Source organism: Streptomyces sp. NPDC002476 (assembly GCF_042889785.1).
Lineage (GTDB): Bacteria > Actinomycetota > Actinomycetes > Streptomycetales > Streptomycetaceae > Streptomyces.
Map to the genome: position 1 here is coordinate 20,369 of NZ_JBIARH010000041.1, position 15,993 is coordinate 36,361.

General features: G+C 68.5%; 19 protein-coding genes and 1 pseudogene. 13 read left to right on the top strand and 7 right to left on the bottom strand.

Annotated features, from left to right (window positions below; translation table 11 throughout):
• Positions 1–181 precede the first annotated feature (181 nt).
• The 5 genes from ACFYXM_RS31045 (at position 182) to ACFYXM_RS31065 (ending at position 4,636) form a co-directional block, all read left to right on the top strand.
• Positions 182–1,303 (top strand): tyrosine-type recombinase/integrase, encoded by a 1,122-nt coding sequence (locus ACFYXM_RS31045; RefSeq protein WP_389294355.1) that lies wholly within the window; start codon positions 182–184, stop codon positions 1,301–1,303.
• On the top strand, positions 1,300–1,626 hold the full coding sequence (locus ACFYXM_RS31050; protein WP_389294357.1) for a helix-turn-helix domain-containing protein: 327 nt from the start codon (positions 1,300–1,302) through the stop codon (positions 1,624–1,626). Before ACFYXM_RS31045 ends, ACFYXM_RS31050 begins: the two co-directional genes overlap by 4 nt.
• A complete protein-coding gene (locus ACFYXM_RS31055; RefSeq protein ID WP_389294359.1) occupies positions 1,623–3,086 on the top strand; it encodes a hypothetical protein in 1,464 nt (487 codons plus the stop codon). The genes ACFYXM_RS31050 and ACFYXM_RS31055 overlap by 4 nt, the downstream gene beginning before the upstream one ends.
• A gap of 80 nt (positions 3,087–3,166) precedes the next feature.
• On the top strand, positions 3,167–4,078 hold the full coding sequence (locus ACFYXM_RS31060) for a hypothetical protein (protein WP_389294361.1): 912 nt from the start codon (positions 3,167–3,169) through the stop codon (positions 4,076–4,078).
• 387 nt (positions 4,079–4,465) lie between these two features.
• Positions 4,466–4,636 (top strand): hypothetical protein, encoded by a 171-nt coding sequence (locus ACFYXM_RS31065; protein ID WP_244189907.1) that lies wholly within the window; start codon positions 4,466–4,468, stop codon positions 4,634–4,636.
• Here ACFYXM_RS31065 and ACFYXM_RS31070 read toward each other — a convergent pair.
• The 3 genes from ACFYXM_RS31070 to ACFYXM_RS31080 form a co-directional block, all read right to left on the bottom strand.
• Positions 4,623–5,144, bottom strand: coding sequence for a pyridoxamine 5'-phosphate oxidase family protein (locus tag ACFYXM_RS31070; protein WP_081235495.1), 522 nt, complete (start codon positions 5,142–5,144; stop codon positions 4,623–4,625). The two genes, ACFYXM_RS31065 and ACFYXM_RS31070, sit on opposite strands and share 14 nt — an antisense overlap.
• 166 nt (positions 5,145–5,310) lie before the next feature.
• Positions 5,311–6,563, bottom strand: a protein-coding gene (locus tag ACFYXM_RS31075; RefSeq protein WP_389294362.1) for an IS3 family transposase whose coding sequence is annotated in 2 segments (ribosomal slippage) — positions 5,311–6,281 and positions 6,281–6,563 — 1,254 coding nt in all. Because the reading frame shifts where the segments join, the coding sequence is not laid out codon by codon here.
• A 99-nt stretch (positions 6,564–6,662) separates the two neighbouring features.
• Positions 6,663–7,211, bottom strand: coding sequence for a GNAT family N-acetyltransferase (locus ACFYXM_RS31080; protein WP_389294364.1), 549 nt, complete (start codon positions 7,209–7,211; stop codon positions 6,663–6,665).
• A 185-nt stretch (positions 7,212–7,396) separates the two neighbouring features.
• On the opposite strand from ACFYXM_RS31080, the gene ACFYXM_RS31085 reads away from it, so the two are divergent.
• From ACFYXM_RS31085 to ACFYXM_RS31110, 6 genes are all read left to right on the top strand, one after another.
• On the top strand, positions 7,397–7,816 hold the full coding sequence (locus ACFYXM_RS31085; RefSeq protein WP_389294366.1) for a hypothetical protein: 420 nt from the start codon (positions 7,397–7,399) through the stop codon (positions 7,814–7,816).
• Positions 7,817–7,890: 74 nt separating this feature from the next.
• Positions 7,891–8,202, top strand: a complete 312-nt coding sequence (locus tag ACFYXM_RS31090) for a DUF6247 family protein (protein WP_389294428.1) — start codon at positions 7,891–7,893, stop codon at positions 8,200–8,202.
• Positions 8,199–8,462 (top strand): hypothetical protein, encoded by a 264-nt coding sequence (locus ACFYXM_RS31095; protein WP_389294368.1) that lies wholly within the window; start codon positions 8,199–8,201, stop codon positions 8,460–8,462. Before ACFYXM_RS31090 ends, ACFYXM_RS31095 begins: the two co-directional genes overlap by 4 nt.
• A 223-nt stretch (positions 8,463–8,685) precedes the next feature.
• Positions 8,686–9,060, top strand: coding sequence for a hypothetical protein (locus tag ACFYXM_RS31100; protein WP_389294370.1), 375 nt, complete (start codon positions 8,686–8,688; stop codon positions 9,058–9,060).
• A gap of 155 nt (positions 9,061–9,215) precedes the next feature.
• Entirely contained in the window at positions 9,216–10,292 is a 1,077-nt protein-coding gene (locus tag ACFYXM_RS31105; protein ID WP_389294372.1) for a tyrosine-type recombinase/integrase, read from the top strand.
• Positions 10,289–10,618 carry a helix-turn-helix domain-containing protein gene (locus ACFYXM_RS31110; protein ID WP_389294374.1) on the top strand — a complete coding sequence of 110 codons (330 nt, stop codon included), beginning with the start codon at positions 10,289–10,291 and terminating at the stop codon, positions 10,616–10,618. The genes ACFYXM_RS31105 and ACFYXM_RS31110 overlap by 4 nt, the downstream gene beginning before the upstream one ends.
• 140 nt (positions 10,619–10,758) lie before the next feature.
• On the opposite strand, the pseudogene ACFYXM_RS31115 reads toward ACFYXM_RS31110, so the two are convergent.
• The 4 genes and pseudogenes from ACFYXM_RS31115 to ACFYXM_RS31130 form a co-directional block, all read right to left on the bottom strand.
• Positions 10,759–11,379 (bottom strand): annotated as a pseudogene (locus ACFYXM_RS31115) (DUF4158 domain-containing protein); the annotation flags it as partial.
• Between the two features lie 766 nt (positions 11,380–12,145).
• Positions 12,146–12,460, bottom strand: coding sequence for a hypothetical protein (locus ACFYXM_RS31120; RefSeq protein ID WP_389294376.1), 315 nt, complete (start codon positions 12,458–12,460; stop codon positions 12,146–12,148).
• A gap of 77 nt (positions 12,461–12,537) precedes the next feature.
• Positions 12,538–13,611, bottom strand: coding sequence for a hypothetical protein (locus ACFYXM_RS31125; RefSeq protein WP_389294378.1), 1,074 nt, complete (start codon positions 13,609–13,611; stop codon positions 12,538–12,540).
• A complete protein-coding gene (locus ACFYXM_RS31130; protein WP_164251158.1) occupies positions 13,608–13,943 on the bottom strand; it encodes a helix-turn-helix transcriptional regulator in 336 nt (111 codons plus the stop codon). Before ACFYXM_RS31130 ends, ACFYXM_RS31125 begins: the two co-directional genes overlap by 4 nt.
• A gap of 195 nt (positions 13,944–14,138) precedes the next feature.
• Between ACFYXM_RS31130 and ACFYXM_RS31135 the strand changes: the two genes are divergently transcribed.
• On the top strand, positions 14,139–14,423 hold the full coding sequence (locus tag ACFYXM_RS31135; protein ID WP_389294380.1) for a Tn3 family transposase: 285 nt from the start codon (positions 14,139–14,141) through the stop codon (positions 14,421–14,423).
• Positions 14,424–15,019: 596 nt separating this feature from the next.
• Complete coding sequence (locus ACFYXM_RS31140; RefSeq protein WP_389294382.1) at positions 15,020–15,934, top strand: ferritin family protein; 915 nt, start codon at positions 15,020–15,022, stop codon at positions 15,932–15,934.
• The last annotated feature ends 59 nt before the right edge of the window (positions 15,935–15,993 follow it).

Genomic DNA, 15,993 nt, shown 5'->3' on the forward strand with positions numbered 1-15,993 from the left:
CGGGAAGCCGCTGATCAGCAGGTAGGCGGTTCTTCGGGGCCTGCTGGGACGGTAACCGACAGGACGGGTCCATGTCGTTCCGCTTCACTCGATCGGATGGCTGACCTGCCGTTTCGGCCCACGCTTCGCATCTGATGCGAGATTCTCGCGGTGAATGCGATCTACGGAGCGTGACAATGTGGTGAGCAACAACAGGGCGGCGCCGGGGGCCGCACGGCTTCACCTGGCCGACGGAGTGCCGCTGCTCCGGCCGGACGAGCAGGTCTTCGAAGCGATGCTGGACGGCTGGCGCAACCAGCAGCTGGCCCGGAACCTCGCGCTGTCGACCATCAACGGCCGCGAGCGTAAGGTGCGGGCGTTCGCCACTCACGCTGACGCCTTCCCGTGGAACTGGTCCTCACCGCTGGCCGACGAGTGGTTCGGCGACCTGCGGTCGGTTCACGGCTGCGGACGTTCGACACTCAGGGGCTACCAGGAAGCGGTACGGCTGTTCTGCGACTACACCACCGACCCCGCCTACGAGTGGGCGGCCGAGTGCGAACGGCGCTTCGGGACCCATCCGATCCAGGTCTGCCACGAGTGGAATACCGCCGTGCACATGCAGGAGTGCGAGGCAGAAGCCCCGAAACGAGCCTTCACTCGGGACGAGTTGCAGACACTCTTCGACCACGCCGACGACCAGGTCGAGCGTGTCCGCGGACGCGGTCGCAAGGGCTGGCTGCCCGCCTTCCGCGACGCGATGCTGTTCAAGACTGCGTACGCCTTCGGACTGCGCCGCAACGAAACCCGGATGCTGGACACTGCGGACTTCGGCCGCAACCCCGAAGGAGCGGAGTTCGGCGAGTTCGGCATCTGCTACGTCCGCCATGGCAAGGCGAAGAAGGGCTCGCCGCCCAAACGTCGCAGCGTGCTGACGGTATGGGAATGGTCAGCCGAGATCCTCGACCATTGGACGAGCGAGGTCCGGCCCGCCATGCGGCACGCGGACGGGCCAGCCCTGTGGCCTTCCGAACGCGGTCGGCGAGTGGGCCTGCAACGGCTGGACTCCCGCTTCGCCGCCTACCGCGACGACCTCGGCTTGGACCCGGTCCTGGACTTCCACTCGCTACGCAGGTCCTACGTCACTCACCTGATCGAAGACGGCATGGACCCCCTGTTCGTCCAGCAACAGGCCGGCCACGACCACGCGTCCACCACCTCCATCTACACCTGCGTGTCCTCAGACTTCCGCACCCGCACCCTGCGGCGGGCGCTGGACGCCACCATCGAGGCCGCGCTCAACCCCGCGAGGAGTGCCCCATGAAACGCCAGGTCAGCTACCAGTGGCGACTGCGCGAGAAGATGGCCACCGTCGGAATGTTCACCACCAGCGAGCTCGCCCCACACCTCGCCGAGCGCGGCATCAACCTCTCGCTCTCCCAGGTCCACCGGCTCGTCACCGGCACCCCCGAGCGACTGTCGCTCCCGGTCCTGGCCGCCCTCTGCGACATCTTCGACTGCACCCCGGCCGACCTGATCGCCACCAGGGCAGAGAACGCCACCGTCCGCAGGGTCGCCACCGGCGATGCGGTCGTCGACCTGTCGGCGGTCCGTCCCAAGCGCGCCCGCATCCGGCCGGAAGGATGAGCCGCACCCGCGTCCGCGCCGAGGACCTGCTCTGCGCCCGCTGCGACCGTGCACTGCGACTGGGGGCGAACCACTGGCCCGAGGGCTACATCTGTCAGGGCTGCATGACCAGAGCTCTGGAGACCTACGGGGTCTGCGCCGGATGCGGAGTCGAGCGGCTCACTCCCGGCCTCGCGCCGGACGGCGGGAAGCTCTGCTCCGACTGCGCCGGCGGGATCGGTGACTTCTTCTGCGAGCAATGCGGCCAGGAGGCCAGACGATACCGGCGCGGGGTCTGCGGCCGGTGCGTCCTGACCGAGCGGCTCCGCGAACTCCTCGACGACGGCACCGGCTCCATCCATGCTGAACTGCTCCCGCTGTTCGACGCTCTGCGGCAGATCCGCCGCCCGTGGGGCGCCCTGACCTGGACTAATAAGCCCCACACTCAGCGCAACCTGCGTGCTCTCGCCTTGAAGGAGGTTCCGCTCACGCATGACGGCCTGAGCCAGCTCCACCCCTGGCGATCGGTCGCTTACCTGCGCGACCTGCTAATGCAGTGCGGAGTCCTGCCCCCGGCTGACCGGCAGCTGCTGCTATTCCAGCGATGGCTCGCCGAGAAACTGCCTGCCGTCGGCGACGCCGGGCACCGGCGGCTTCTGGAGCTCTTCGCGACCTGGCACGTTCAGCGCCGTCTGAATTCCCTGGCCGACCGCGGGCCGCTCACCAGTAAGCAGGTTCAGCAGGCCCGCGACGAGATTCGTCTCGCTGTCGCCTTTCTCGATCACCTCTCCAAGCGAGGGCGGACCCTTGCTGAGTGCACGCAGGCCGATGTCGATACTTGGTACGCGGGTGGCTACACCGCCCGGCGCCTGACCCACGCCTTTCTGCGATGGGCGATGCGGTCCAAACACATGGTCAAGGTCGCCATCCCGCATCGCTCCACGAGCAACCCCGCCCCGCTCGCCCAACACCAGCGACTCGCCTTGTTGCGGCAGGCCGTCGACCAAGGCGACATTGCGCTCCAGGACCGTGTGGTCGCCGCGCTCGTCCTCCTTTACGCGCAACCGCTCACCCGGATCGCTCGGCTCACCACCGACGATGTTCTTCACGAGGACGGCGAGGTCCTGGTCCGGCTCGGCAATCCTCCCTCGCCCGTCCCTGAACCGCTTGCCGGAATGCTGCTGACCTACCTCGACCAGCGACCGAACACCATGACCGCCACCAATCCCAACGCCCGGTGGCTCTTTCCCGGCCGCAGGGCTGGACAGCCCATGACCCCGCACACGCTCGAACTCAGGCTTCGCCACCTGGGCTTCCCCACCCAGCGAGGACGCACCGCGGCCATCCGCCACCTCGTTCTCCAGGCCCCCGCACCCGTGATCTCCCGCATGCTCGGCTACCACGACGACACCACCGCCCAGCTCGCCGCCGAGGCAGGAGGAACCTGGCGCCACTATGCCCCCGGCGACCACACACGGTGACCGTGATCTCTCACAAGTCGAGGTACGCGACAAACGATTACAACAAGTCGCCAGTTACACCCGGAAGGAACCTCTTAGCCATGTCCATCCCCCACCCCTTGCGCGCACTGCGTCGCTGGTGTTCCGAATTCGCCGTTGAACAGGCCGACACCCTGCAAGAGAACCTGCGCACCTTGGGCTACTCCTGGATCGTCCTGCCCTTTCATCTGCGCGCCGCCGTCCACGGCTACTACCTGTGGATGCACCGGGCGGCTCTCCACAGCTTCTGCCGCTTCGCCCTGTCCTGTGGCCTCGCCCTTGTGATTGCGATCTTGTGCCAGTATGAGCAGGCTCCTCCGGGGATGAGCGGGGTCTTCTTCGGGTTCGTCTTGCTCCCTCTCCTCGGGATCGGCCTCACCGAGAATGCGCCCGGCAGGATGCGCCAGTACCGTCTCGTGGGAGCCTGCGCCGCAGCGATCGGGGCCTGTGCCACCGTCAGGACATCAGCGGGAAGTGAGAGGCGGCGAGCGTTGCGCGCGGCTTCTGTCACCATCCGCTCGGTAGAGCGTGCCGTCTTCCGAGCACGGCGCGTACAGCGGACCGCGGCCCGCGGACGCCGGTTCCGGCAAGCCGCGCTGCGCCAGCATGCTGGGAAGGTCGTCGCCGTGCTGCGGGCCGCTGAGGTTCGGCTGGATGCCAACCAAGACGCGGCACTTGAGGAGCTGACGGGACTGCTGGTGCGTATTGCCGCCAGCAGTGCTGGGGGGCGGCTCGGTGCGATGCTTCCCGAGAGCATTGCTGACCAGGAAAAGCCTGTCCGCAGCTATGAGCTGCTGCGGACGACGGCCGCGGTGGCGTTATTCCTGGGAGCGATTGTTGGAGTCTCGGTGTGGGAAGTACCGGACCCCGCAGCTGGGACTGTTATCGCTGGTATGGGGCTTGTTTCGGCGGTCGTGGCTTTCGGCCCGGACTGGCGACGGTTCATTTCCACGATCGAACTTCTCCGGGGTTGACCGGCTTCCCACTGGCCGGCTTGTCGTGCATGCCCTCACCTACCACTCCAGGGTCGCCACTCTCCTGGTCACCAAGGCACGAGGAACCTGGAGCCGATACGCCCCACAAAGTCACGCACAGTCATCAGCAGGCTGGGCCCAACGAGAACTGGCGACAGTTGAATACGCGAGGTCGCCAGTTTCACACCCGCCGAGTCCCGTAAGTTCACGCAAACTGAAGGGTTCTCGGTGGGAACTCAAGGGTCCGTCGTCGTGCTCTGCGGAGTTGCTTCCGTGGGTTCGGGGCCAACTCGCGACCTTGCCGTTCCTGGTCCCCTGGACCGGCAAGACGCCGAGCGGCCCCCTGCTCGAACGCAGCGAAGCGGAGTTGAGAGCTTGGGGAAGGAGTTGAGAGCTTGGGGGCGGGGCAGCCTCGGGTCGCTGCTGTACCGGCGGGCGCTGGGCGAGGCCGTCGCCACGGCGCTGGCGGTACGCGACGGCGCGCCGTCGACCGGCCCCGCACCCACGTACGCGCAGGTGCAGGCCCTCGTCGACGGGCCCGGCGTCACGTGCCGGTGAGCTTGTCGAGGTCGGGGGCGTAGACGGTCATCCAGTGCGGGTTCAGCCGGTAGTAGACGACCTCGCGGTTCCAGTCGAAGGCGTCGTCGTCGCCGTAGAAGTCCTTCAAGTAGGCGAGGAGTTCCTGCCAGTCGGCCGTGGTCTCGGCGTCCTCGGGGTTCAGCTCCTCCACCGTGCCGTGGGTGAACACGCCGAGGTCCTCGCCGCGCATGTGCGCGACGCTGGCGGCCGGACGAGCCGCGAGATGACGGGCCTTGGCGGCGTTGCGCGCCGTGCCGAAGTGCCACCGGCCGTGCAGGAAGTGCCCGTCGGCGCCGCTGATCCGCGGTTCGCCCTTTGCGGTCACCGTGGAGAGGGCGAGCGTGCACATGCCGGTGAGGACCCCGGTGAGCTGCGCCGCCGTGATGGTGCGGCCCTCGACGATCGAGCGGAGGTGTGCGGTCGAGCCGGAGAGGGAGGAGTCGAGGAGGGACTGGAGCTTGTTGAGTTCTTCTGGGGTTTCGCGCATACGTCCATCGTCGGCCGTAAACCCGACACCCTCTGTCGTCATTGATGAAGCAGCGGTGAGGTTGCTCCGCGCGGGTTGCGCTCGGTGCTGCGTGGATGGCAACAGGTGGGGGACGAACGCCGGGACATGTTCATGTATTTGAGCCGCCCCGGGTTCGGTAGAGATCTCAGATTGTGATTGTGACCTGGGGTTTCGTGGATTCCATGTAGTAGTTGGCTTCGTACTCGACGGGCGGGACGTGGCCTATCTCACCGTGGAGCCTGCGGTGGTTGTACCAGTCGGTCCACTCGGCGGTGGCCAACTCGACCTGGGCGAGCGACTTCCAGGGCCGCCGGGGCTTGATCAGCTCGGTTTTGTACAGGCCGATCGTGCTCTCCATCAGGGCATTGTCGTAGGCGTCACCGACCGATCCGATCGAGGCGGCGATGCCGGCGGCGTCCAGATGCTCGGCAAGCCGGAAACTCGTATATTGCGATCCGGCATCCGAGTGGTGGATCAACTCGCCTGGCCGCACCGGATGTTGGTCTCGGTCACGTTGCCACACGGCCATCTCCAGGGCGTCCAGGACGAAGACCGTTTCCTTCACGGTGGCTGCGGACCAGCCCACGATCCGGCGGGAGAACGTGTCCACGACGAAGGCGACGTAGACGACACCGGACCAGGTCTTGACGTGGGTGAAGTCCGCGACCCAGCAGCGGTTCGGGGCAGCGGCGACGAAGTCGCGGTCCAGCAGATCCGGCGCCCGTTCGGCCTGGCCGCCGGGCAGCGTGGTGATCACGCGCTTGCCGCGGACCGCTCCGGCGATGCCGAGTTCACGCATCAGGCGCTCGACGGTGCAGCGGGCCACGCGGTGGCCCTGCCGGTTCAGCTCACGCCAGATCTTCCTCGCCCCGTAGACACGGTAGTTGGCCTGGAAGGCCTCGCTGATCCGTTCCTTCAGTTCGGTATCGCGCACGGTCCTGGCCGACGGTGTGCTCCGGCGTTTGTGGTGGGCGTAGTAGGAGGAAGGGGCGATCTTGCAGTCGTGCTCGGTGAGCGTCCTGCAGATCGGCTCGACGCCGCCGAAGCGGCCCTTGTGCTCGTCGATGAACGCTACGAGCGTGCGTGTGGCCGGTCGAGCTCGGCCGCGAAGAAAGACGCCGCCGCCTTCAGGATCTGGTTGGCCCGCTTCAGCTCGGCGTTCTCTTTCTTCAACGCCTTGAGCTGGGCGGACTCCTCCGTCGTCGTCCCCGGCCGCTGCCCGGCGTCGATCTCGTGCTGCTTGACCCAGTTCCGCAGCGTCTCACGGGAGCCGATGTCCAGCTTCTCGACCACCGCCTGCAAGGCCGCGGTCTCGGTCGGGTGGTCGCCGCGGACCTCGGCGACCATGCGCACCGCACGTCGGCGCAGCTCAAGCGGGTAACGGGAAGGTCGTGCCATGACTCGATCCTTTCATGAAATCGAGCCTCCACCTGACCCGGGGCGGTTCAACTTGATCTGGCAGGGCTGAGCGTTCTGGTTGGCGGGCAGGTGGGACCGTCAGTCGCCGGTCCGCGGGCGGTCGATGCGGTAGAGGTAGTGGGTCCGGTCATCGACCGGGTTGTCCGGCTCCAGGTTTCCGACCCCGACCCGGCGCAGCCCAGCCCGCTCAAGCGCCCGCCATGAAGCACGGTTGGCTGCCACCACTGGGACGAGAACGCACGAGGCGGCTGAGTGCTCGGCCCAGGTTCGCAGGATGACGGAGTGGATCATCACCGTCCCGATGCCCTGGCCGGTCTGGCGGGGATCGCCGACCAGGTAGTCGATGGTCATCGCGCCGTCAGGTACAGGGACGATGGACGTCAGCTCGGCCAGGTACTCGGGGTAGTCCCGCAGGCGCGAACGCTGTACCAGACCGACCGGAAGGCCTTCGAGGAATGCGAGGAGATCCTCCGAGGGCTCCTCTCCCCGGGCAGCGGGGCCGAAGTCGCGCGCCACCGCCTCCGCCGTTGTCTCGTGATTCCACCAACGCTTCACGTGGGGCTGCTGCAGCCACGTCCGCAGCAGCGGGAAGTCCTGCTCGTCGATCCGACGCCAGGTGATCACCATATGGCCGCTCCCGGAATGCTCTGCCGCGCCTGCGCACGCTCCCTCGGAGGCTACGTGCAGCGCCGGCAAGTCCCAAGGACCCCGTCAACCCAAGCGCTCCATCCGCCAAGTGGAGTGCTCAGTCACATCCGCCCATCGACCGTGACAAGAGCCCGCTGTTCGGCGCAGACCACGACCCGGTCCGCGTGGCCGACGCGCTGCGCCGCAGCCCGCACTTCGCGGCCGCGGACGCCGACCCCGGCGGCGACACGGTGTGGTTCACCACCGAGGCCAGGATGAACTACACGCTGACCTTCAAGGACGCGGAGCCCACCGACGACGACCTGCTGCCCGAGCCGGTGCTCACCGAGGCCATCGCCGCGGCGATCCTCAACCACCCCGGCTTCGTCGCCGCGGATGCGGACTCGCCGCGCGAGGACACCATCACCATCCAGTCCCGCAACCAGGTGCGCCACCTCCTGGTCCTGGACGTCGACCGCGGCAACGCCCTCGCCCCGGAAGACCTGTCCACCCCGGCCGTCGACGTCGCCGCCACCTGGGACAAGCAGGACCTGCCGCTGCGTGAGCACGTCCAGGCCGTCGCCCGCGCCCTGCGCACCCGGTAGGGGATCGCCGCATGTCCGCATCCACGGCCACCCGGCGCGCGTACGGTGAGGTGACGACCCGCCGGGAGGACCAGATGAGCGCGCAGCCCGACCACGCACCCGTCACGCCGTACGCCCCCTCGCCCGGGGCGCCGGCCGAACTCCTCGCCCAGCTGCGCGCCGACCGGCGCGCCGACACCTGGGTGCCGGCCTTCGAGCGGGAGTGGGCGGCCGCGCTCGAAGAATCGCGGCGCACTTTCTCCCTCGCCGGGCTGTACGAGGTCGTCCAGGACTGGCAGGGCCGCCTCGCGTCCGTCCCGGCGGTCGACGCGTTCGTCGCCGGAGGCTGCGACGACAGCGAGTTCGTCGACATGGCGGAGCTCCGGGGAAGGCGACGGCGCCGATGAGCGCACAGCAGCCGTACGCGGTCCGCTTCTCCGCCCCGGCCGCGAAGGTCCTCGACACCCTGCCCGAGCACGTCGAAGACATGGTGTGGGACGTCTTGGACGCCGCCGCGGCCGATCCGTGGGGATTTCGGCAGTGGGACGCGGAGGACCCCGAGGGCGAGGACGTCCGCCACGCCTCCGTCGGCCAGCTCTCCCTCACCTACTGGGTGAACCGCCCGCTGCGCCGCCTGTCCATCCTCACCATCACCTGGCTCGGATAGCCACCCGTGACAACGGCCTGACCCCGGCATCGCAACTGCCGGGGTCAGGCCGTTTCCGATCGTAGCCACGGCCGTGTCCACCGACTGCCACCTGGGCGGCAACGCGTATCCGCTCGCAGAAGTCACCCGTTGCCGCAGTGCCGGGTAGCGTGCCGGGGACTGATCCGGACCCGGGGTGGGGAGTGGCGATGCGGTTTGCACGGTTCGATGAGCGCGGTACGAGTTGCAGTCGGCGAGCGCTGTCTGGGATCGGCTCCAGAGCGGCGATGACGTGGGTCGGCTGCACGAGGCGCTGTCGGTTCCGGTGGCCGATCTCCTGCCGGAACGCGAGCACAGCCTCCTGAACGAGCGCGAGGACACGGCGCGGCGGTGGGCTCGGGTGCGCGACGGCGTGGACAACGCGATCGAGCTCGTAGTGGAGATCGCCGCAGACGAGGAAGCGGCCCACCCTCGGACCAAGGATGAAGCCGCCGGTTGTCTGCTGACCGAGCACTGCCCGCCCCACACCGACCCGGTGTACCACGGCGTCCTGGAGCCGCTGTTCAAGCTGGCGGAGGAAGTCCCCTTCGACATCGCCCGGATGTGCGACATTCCGTGAGTTCACCTGAGCTCTGCTGACTCCCTGGGCCCGTGGCCGGGGGGTTCTTCCTCCTTCGTGTGCTCTGGTGGCCTGTGACGTAACTTCGGGATTTCTGAAGCGTTCTCATCTCGTCCGACCGATCTGTAGTCGGACCGAAGGCGAGGAGGCTCGGGTTGGCGGCGCTGGCAGTCGTACGGGACCTGCGTGAGCACTGGGCGCCCGCGTCGGCGGAGGAACTGGAGCGGTTCGAGACCGACGTGCTGTCAGGGTTCGTTCTCGCGCGGGCCTCGGCAGGGCTGGCGGACGGCACCATTCGCGGGGACGTCGGTCACCTGGATCAGATCAGGTCCTGGTTCGGCCGACCGTTGTGGGACATGGAGCCCGCCGACGCGGATGCGTACTTCGGGAAGGTACTGCGGCACTCGCCCAGCGGCACCCGGCTGGGCCGGTCACAGGCGCTGAGTACGTACTTCATGTTCCTGGAGCTGCGGCACAAGGTCGAGATCCACCGGATGACCGGCCGGGTGGTCGAGTGCCCGATCGACGAGATGAACCGGCCGCGCGGGGCCAAGGATGCACAGTTGCGGATCCCGCCGAGCGAGCCGGAGGTCGGGGCGCTGTTCACGGGCTGGGGTGGCGAGCTGGCGACCTGCAGGAAGTTCGCCCCGACCGCCCGGAACTACACCGCCTCGAAGCTGATGTCCCAGGTCGGCCTGCGGGTGAGCGAGGCATGCGGCCTCGACCTGGACGACATCAAGTGGGACCTGGGCCGCTTCGGCAAGCTCCACGTCCGCCACGGCAAGGGCGCCCGCGGCTCGGGGCCGCGTGAGCGGATGGTGCCGCTGATCAACGGTGCCGACCGGACGCTGCGGTGGTTCATCGAGGACGTGTGGGGTCAGTTCGACGACGATCACACACGGCCCGGTGCCCCGCTGTTCCCGAGTGAGCGGAAGAACACCGACGGTTCCGCACGCCGGGTCGGCGACGACGCCCTGCGCAACGGTCTCGACACCGTCGAGGCTCATCTGCCGGGCTGGACAGACAGGTTGACGCCGCACGTCCTGCGGCATTTTTGCGCGTCCCAGCTCTATGGGAATGGGCTGGACTTGCTCGCGATCCAGGAGGTTTTGGGACATTCCTGGATTGCCACCACGATGCGGTATATCCACGTGCAGCAGACCCGGGTCGAGGACGCCTGGGTCGCCGGGATGGAACGGGCCGCGAAGCGGCTGGAAGGGCTGGCCCGATGAGGTGGAACCTGCGGCTGACCGCCGCGAACAAGGGTATCTGGAAGGCGTCCGAGCTCCAGCGGAGCCTGGCCGAGTACGGCTTGGTGATCTCGGCCGGAAAGATGTCCGGGCTGTGGTCCGGCCAGCCGGTCTCCCTCAAGCTGGACGACCTGGACGTCATCTGCGTCGTGCTGGGCTGCGAGATCGGCGACCTGTTGATCCCGGAACCGCAGAAGGTTACCCGCCCCGGCGAGGAGAACATCAGCCGGACCGCTGTCGGTGCCGCCGCACCGGTTCCGGCGGTGGTGCCCAAGCGTCGCGACGGCCGGTCGCTGCCGCCTGCATGAGCCGGTATCCAAAGGGCTACTACAAGCCCACCGACTCCTGCGACGGCTGCCTGGCCTGGGGCGACTTCAGCGGACGGCTCTGTCCTGCCTGCTACATGTTCGGCCGCAGCCACGCGGCGGCCGTCTGTGCCGGCTGCCGCCGTGTCCAGCGTGGCCACCAGCTGCGCGGGCAGCTCCCGGTCCGCGCGTGCGGCGGCCTTGGCGACAGTGGTGTGCAGCCGCTTCTCCGCGATCGTGCGGACCTCGGAGACCTGCCGGGCCAGCACCGAGACGCCTGGCAGCAGCACCCGGTTGCGGCGCAGCCAGCCCACCGCTTGGTTGAACAGGGCCACCGGCCCCTCGGCGTGCGTCCACGCCCGCCCGTGCAGGAACGTGCGGAACCTGCGCGACCACTCCGGGTCCTCGTACTCGTGGTACTCGTAGGCGTCCCGGATCTCCCACGCGTGCTCGTACGCCGTCTTCGCCCGCTCGGTGTACCGCTTCACGCACGACGGGTCCTCGATCCCCAGCTGCGCGGCCAAGTGCTCGACCACCGGCCACGGCACGGCGAGCGGGTCCTCCGGCAGGAACCGGCCGATATAGCGGACCGTGCACATCTGGAGGGCGAACCCAAGTTGGTGGTGCTTCGTACGCCGCAGCGCGATCAGATCGCGGTCGACGTCGTCCAGGAAGAAGAACCGCTCCAGCTCCGGACGCGTGGGCTCCTCGGCGAACTTTCCGTACGCCTCAGCCTGCTCATCAGTCAAAAATTCCACCGGCACGCGGCGGACGGTAGCCGCCCCTCACCCGTGATCAACGATCTTCACGGAAATCCCAGCGCGGCACCCGATCGCTGTGCTAGCCGACCATGATCAATCTCAGCGCCAACGGCTGTACCGATGTTCCCCAAGGTACTGGTAGGGGTCTGTGATCAGGTGACCTGTAATTGAGGACTCGCGCTGCCTCCGATTACTGTGAGTACCTGTCAGGGGCGGCCTCGGGTAGCCCTTTGTGTTGCGGTGTCGGGATCGATGCCTCGGTGCCGTAGCCGCGCGCGGACCCTCTCCCAACGCTCAGCGGGCAACTGCCACCCGATCACCGATCCGGTGTCACTCGCGGAGAATGAGACTCCTGATCCCGTCGGCCCCCAGATCTCTGCGGAGATGGTGTGCGGGACGAGGGTGATGAACCATTCGCGCTGCCGTTCGTCTGTCAAGTCCAGGGCGACGGCGGTCTCCCCTTCCCGAGCGCCCGTCGCGTCGGCGATGGCGGTGAGGGCGGCCTGGGCATCCGAAGGCCAGGGGAGGTCGGAAATGAGGTCAATGTCCGTCGAAGCCGCGTCAGGTGCCACCTCCCGTATCACCTCTTCGACCACTGTCCGCGCTGTTTCTGGGGCGGTGCCTTCCTGGAGGAAGAGGTCAAGCGGAAGTGGCTTATGGCCATCGCGGCTTCGAAAGGACCGTGTGAGCTCGGTGAGCGCGCGCGTGAGTGAGTGTTTGGCGGACATCGGGCTGTTGTCTCCTCTGGTGAGGTTTTGCGCGGATCGTTTCATCGGCTGTGGTCGCCGGGTGCGTAGTTCTTCCAGGGGGCTCCGGCTTCGGTGGCGATGCGGGTGGTGCTCTTGTCGTGGTAGCCCAGTGCTTGGGCGATGACGGGCGCCGGGGCCTGGAGGACGAGCTGGCGGATGGCCGAGGTGCGGCCCTTCTCGGCCGGGACGCCGAGTTCCCGCAGCGCGTCGCGCAAAGTGCCGGGGTTCACCGGCTGGCTCGGGCGGCGGCCGGGGAAGAGCCAGGGCGAGTTCTGGTTGATGGCAGGGGTGCTGGCGGGCAGGGCCTGGAGGTAGTCGAGCAGGAGGTCGGCCACCGGCTCGGGGACTGGGGTAGGCGGGTCGCCGAGCCGGAGTGTGACGTGCTGGCCGTCGTGGACAACGTCGTCGGTGGTCAGGCGGACGATTCGGCTGACGGGCTGTGCGAACAGCAGGACGAGGCAGGCGGCGAGTCGGACTCTCGGTGAGGTGCTGTCGTCGGCGAGAACCCGTTGCAGGGCGGCGATGCGCTGGTGTTGGCCCATCGGGTGGGGGTTGGTGGTCGGGCGGTTCGGGATGGTGAGCCGCGGCATGCGGCGGGTGTCCATGCACCAGCGCAGGAATGTCTGCGCGGGGCGCCGGTGGCGTACTTTTCCGCGTGCCAGGCATCGAGATCGGTCTGGGTGCAGGAGTCCAGCGTGACGTGCCGGGCGGAGAGCCAGACCAGGAAGGCGCCGGCTTGGGTGATCTGCTGACGGGATTCCTGCGTCGTGCTGGTGCCCAGCGGGCTCTTGGCCGCCTTGGCGCGGAGCTTGCGGAGCTGGTGCCAGGTGGCGAAGTGCTGGAGTATGCGGGCGTGTTCGATGTCCTCCGTGGCGGCGATCCGCTGGGCGAGCCACCGCTCGAACAGCAGGAGTCGGCGGTCGAGGTGCGGCAGGACGCCGCTGTCCATGAGCAGGTCGCGGAGGTAGGCGGCGGTCCGCCAGTTCGGCAGGGCCTGGATGGCGTCGTGTGTGAGCGGCACTGTTCCGGTGGCGAGGTCTCGTAGCAGGGCCGGGACTTGCGGGTTGCGGAGCCAGATCAGCCGGCTCTTCGGGCGGTCCAGGCTCACCAGGAGCTGGTGCAGCGGGATCAACTGCGGGTAGATGCGGCCGGTGCCGGCGGTGAGCTGGTCGGAGAGGGTGCAGCGTTCGCAGAGCCGTCCGCCGAGGAGCAGGCCCTCGAAGCCGCAGCAGTCGCAGAAGAAGTCGCGGCTGATGCCTGCGCAGTCCCGGCAGACCGCGGTTCCCGCCGCATCCCGGCCGGGAAGCAGTCGCTCGGTTCCGCAGTCGGGGCAGCGGCCTCGGTCCCGCGTGGCCCGTTCGTAGCAGGTGCGGCAGATAGGTCCGTCTGACCAGTTCGCGGACTTGGCAGCGCGGCGGCCGCAGCGTGCGCAGGTGCGTATGTGCCACCGCTCGTATTTCTCGCGGCTGTCGTAGGCCGGGCTCACGAGTCGGGGGTGATCCGGGCGCGCTTGGGCCGGATGGTGTTGGCCAGGTCCACGACGTCGGCGCCGCCGGAGGCGGCGGTGCGGCGCGGGGCGACGTTCTCGGCCCGGGTGGCGATCAGGTCGGTGGGGGTGACGTCGAGGATGTCGCAGAGCGCGGCCAGGACTGGCAGGGAGAGCCGTTCGGGAGTCTGGGTGACCAGGCGCCAGACCTGGACCGAGGACAGCTCGATGCCGCGTTCGGCGAGCAATGGGGAGAGGTCGGAGGCGGCGAAGATGCCGCGGGTGGCCATCACCTCGCGCAGTCGCCACTGGTAGCTGACCTGGCGTTTCATCAAGCCCTCCTCGCTGGCCGCAGAGCGGCCTGCATCGTCGCGTCCAACGCTCTCCGCAGGGTGCGGGTGCGGAAATCGGAGGAAACACATAATGGTGTGCTCGGGTATTGGAACTCTCGGAATACCTCAGCGAATGTCGTGAGGTGAGCGGTGTTTGAGGCAGGGGTCATTCAGCGTCCGGGTTCGTGGTCGGGCATGCTCGCCCTACACCTGCTCCAGTCCGCCCTCGTGCACGTCAACACGCTGCTGATGCAGCAGGTCCTCGCCGACGAGAAGTGGGCCGACATGCTCACCGACGCCGACCGGCGGGCCCTCTCCCCGCTGTTCTGGACGCACGTGAACCCCTACGGCCGGTTCGAGCTGGACATGAACTCCCACCTCGACCTCGCCGCCGCGGCGTCCATGGTGCCCGGCCCCCGTACGGCACCCGATACGAAGACTCCCGAACCGGCGGCGGACGGTGCTGCCGGATCGGCCTGAAGACCCGTACCCGCTGCGTCGCCGGCGGGTGGTTGAGCTGACGGGGGCGCGGGGGACCGACGGTGCCAGAGCAGTGATGAGCTTGCGGGCCGCCGCCTTCGCCAGGCGGGCCAGTGCCTGGCCGGTCTTCTCCCGTGCGCCGCGCGGCGACGTCGGTGCCCTTTCCCCGCCTTGTTACAGGTGGTACCTAACTGATCACACTCGGCCTTGGCGGCCGGGATGTCGCACATTTGCCGGTGGCGGCTCCGTCCTGGATTTCGCGGCGCGCTCGCGCAGGGCGCCGCGGTAGGCGTCGTTCTCAGCCTTGCGGTGGGCCTCGGCGTGCTCGCTGCGGTCGATGACCCGCACCCGACCCGGTCCAGCCCTGGCCAGACTGGCCGGTGACCGCCTCCCGCAGCGCGTCCTCGGTCAGCGCCGACTCGTCGACGCCCTCGGGTATGCGATTACTGTGCGTATTCACTCGGATGGGTGGCGTGAAGGGGCGGTGGTGTGGATGCGCGGGTGGCATGAAGAGGGGGCGTGCGCACCCGTAAGGGTGTGCCCCGGAAGGAGGACATCGTGTTCCACCATTCGACACGAACGCTCGTAGTGGGTCTGTGCGCGCTGGTCGCGGCTGCGCCTGCGGCGCAGGCTCTGGCCACCCCGGCCGGGGGTGCACCGCCCCCGGCCGGGCTCTCCACGCACAGACGCTCGCCGACCTGACCACCACGATGAAGGGCGAGGCGTACGCCTACGCCGCCTACAGCCTCTTCGCCGCCGAGGCCGACCGGCAAGGCCTGACGGCTGTCGGCAAGCTCTTCCGGGGTACGGCGCAGACCGAGCTGAGCGAGCACCTGCGCGAGGCGGCCACCCTCGCCGGAACCGTCGGATCGAACGCGGCCAACCTGCGCCAGGCCATCAGCGGCGAGACCTACGAGCACCAGACCATGTACCGCCGCTTCGCCGAGCAGGCCCGCGCGGACGGGGACCTCGAAGCAGCGAAACTCTTCAGCGAGATCGCCGCGGACGAGGGCCGCCACCGCGACGCCTTCCGCACGGCCCTCACGGTCGTGACCACCGGCCACGGCACCATCCCGGCGCCGCCGAAGGCCGACGTGGTGCCGGTGCCCGCCGGGCTGCCGAAGGTGAAGGCCGCCCGCACCAAGGCCAACCTGGACACCGCCCTGCACGGCGAGGCGCTCGCCCAAGCCAAGTACATGCTCTTCGCCGCCCACGCCCAGCAGACCGGCAACACCGCGCTGGCCCGCCTGTGGGAGGGCACGGCCAAGGTCGAACTGCACGAGCACCTTGCCGGCGAGGCGGTCCTGGCCGGACTGGTCCGCACGACGAGGGAGAACCTGCGCACGGCCATCACCGGGGAGCACAACGAGGCGACCACCGTGTACCCGGGGTTCGCCAAGCGCGCCACCGCCGTCGGCGACACTGCCGCCGCCCGCTACTGGCGCAACACCGCCGCCGACGAGGCCAGGCACGCCGCCGCCTTCCAAAAGGCACTCAACCAGCTGCGCTGACCGCCCTGGCCGCACCCGGAGACCGGCCCACGCGCCGCGCGGCAGTCCGGCCGGCTGAG

Bases quoted from the DNA above. Each gene is read 5' to 3' on its own strand.
- ACFYXM_RS31050 (WP_389294357.1), top strand. From the start codon at position 1,300: ATGAAACGCCAGGTCAGCTACCAGTGGCGACTGCGCGAGAAGATGGCC.
- ACFYXM_RS31055 (WP_389294359.1), top strand. From the start codon at position 1,623: ATGAGCCGCACCCGCGTCCGCGCCGAGGACCTGCTCTGCGCCCGCTGC.
- ACFYXM_RS31060 (WP_389294361.1), top strand. From the start codon at position 3,167: ATGTCCATCCCCCACCCCTTGCGCGCACTGCGTCGCTGGTGTTCCGAA.
- ACFYXM_RS31070 (WP_081235495.1), bottom strand. From the start codon at position 5,144: ATGCGCGAAACCCCAGAAGAACTCAACAAGCTCCAGTCCCTCCTCGAC.
- ACFYXM_RS31080 (WP_389294364.1), bottom strand. From the start codon at position 7,211: ATGGTGATCACCTGGCGTCGGATCGACGAGCAGGACTTCCCGCTGCTG.
- ACFYXM_RS31090 (WP_389294428.1), top strand. From the start codon at position 7,891: ATGAGCGCGCAGCCCGACCACGCACCCGTCACGCCGTACGCCCCCTCG.
- ACFYXM_RS31095 (WP_389294368.1), top strand. From the start codon at position 8,199: ATGAGCGCACAGCAGCCGTACGCGGTCCGCTTCTCCGCCCCGGCCGCG.
- ACFYXM_RS31110 (WP_389294374.1), top strand. From the start codon at position 10,289: ATGAGGTGGAACCTGCGGCTGACCGCCGCGAACAAGGGTATCTGGAAG.
- ACFYXM_RS31130 (WP_164251158.1), bottom strand. From the start codon at position 13,943: ATGAAACGCCAGGTCAGCTACCAGTGGCGACTGCGCGAGGTGATGGCC.
- ACFYXM_RS31135 (WP_389294380.1), top strand. From the start codon at position 14,139: ATGCTCGCCCTACACCTGCTCCAGTCCGCCCTCGTGCACGTCAACACG.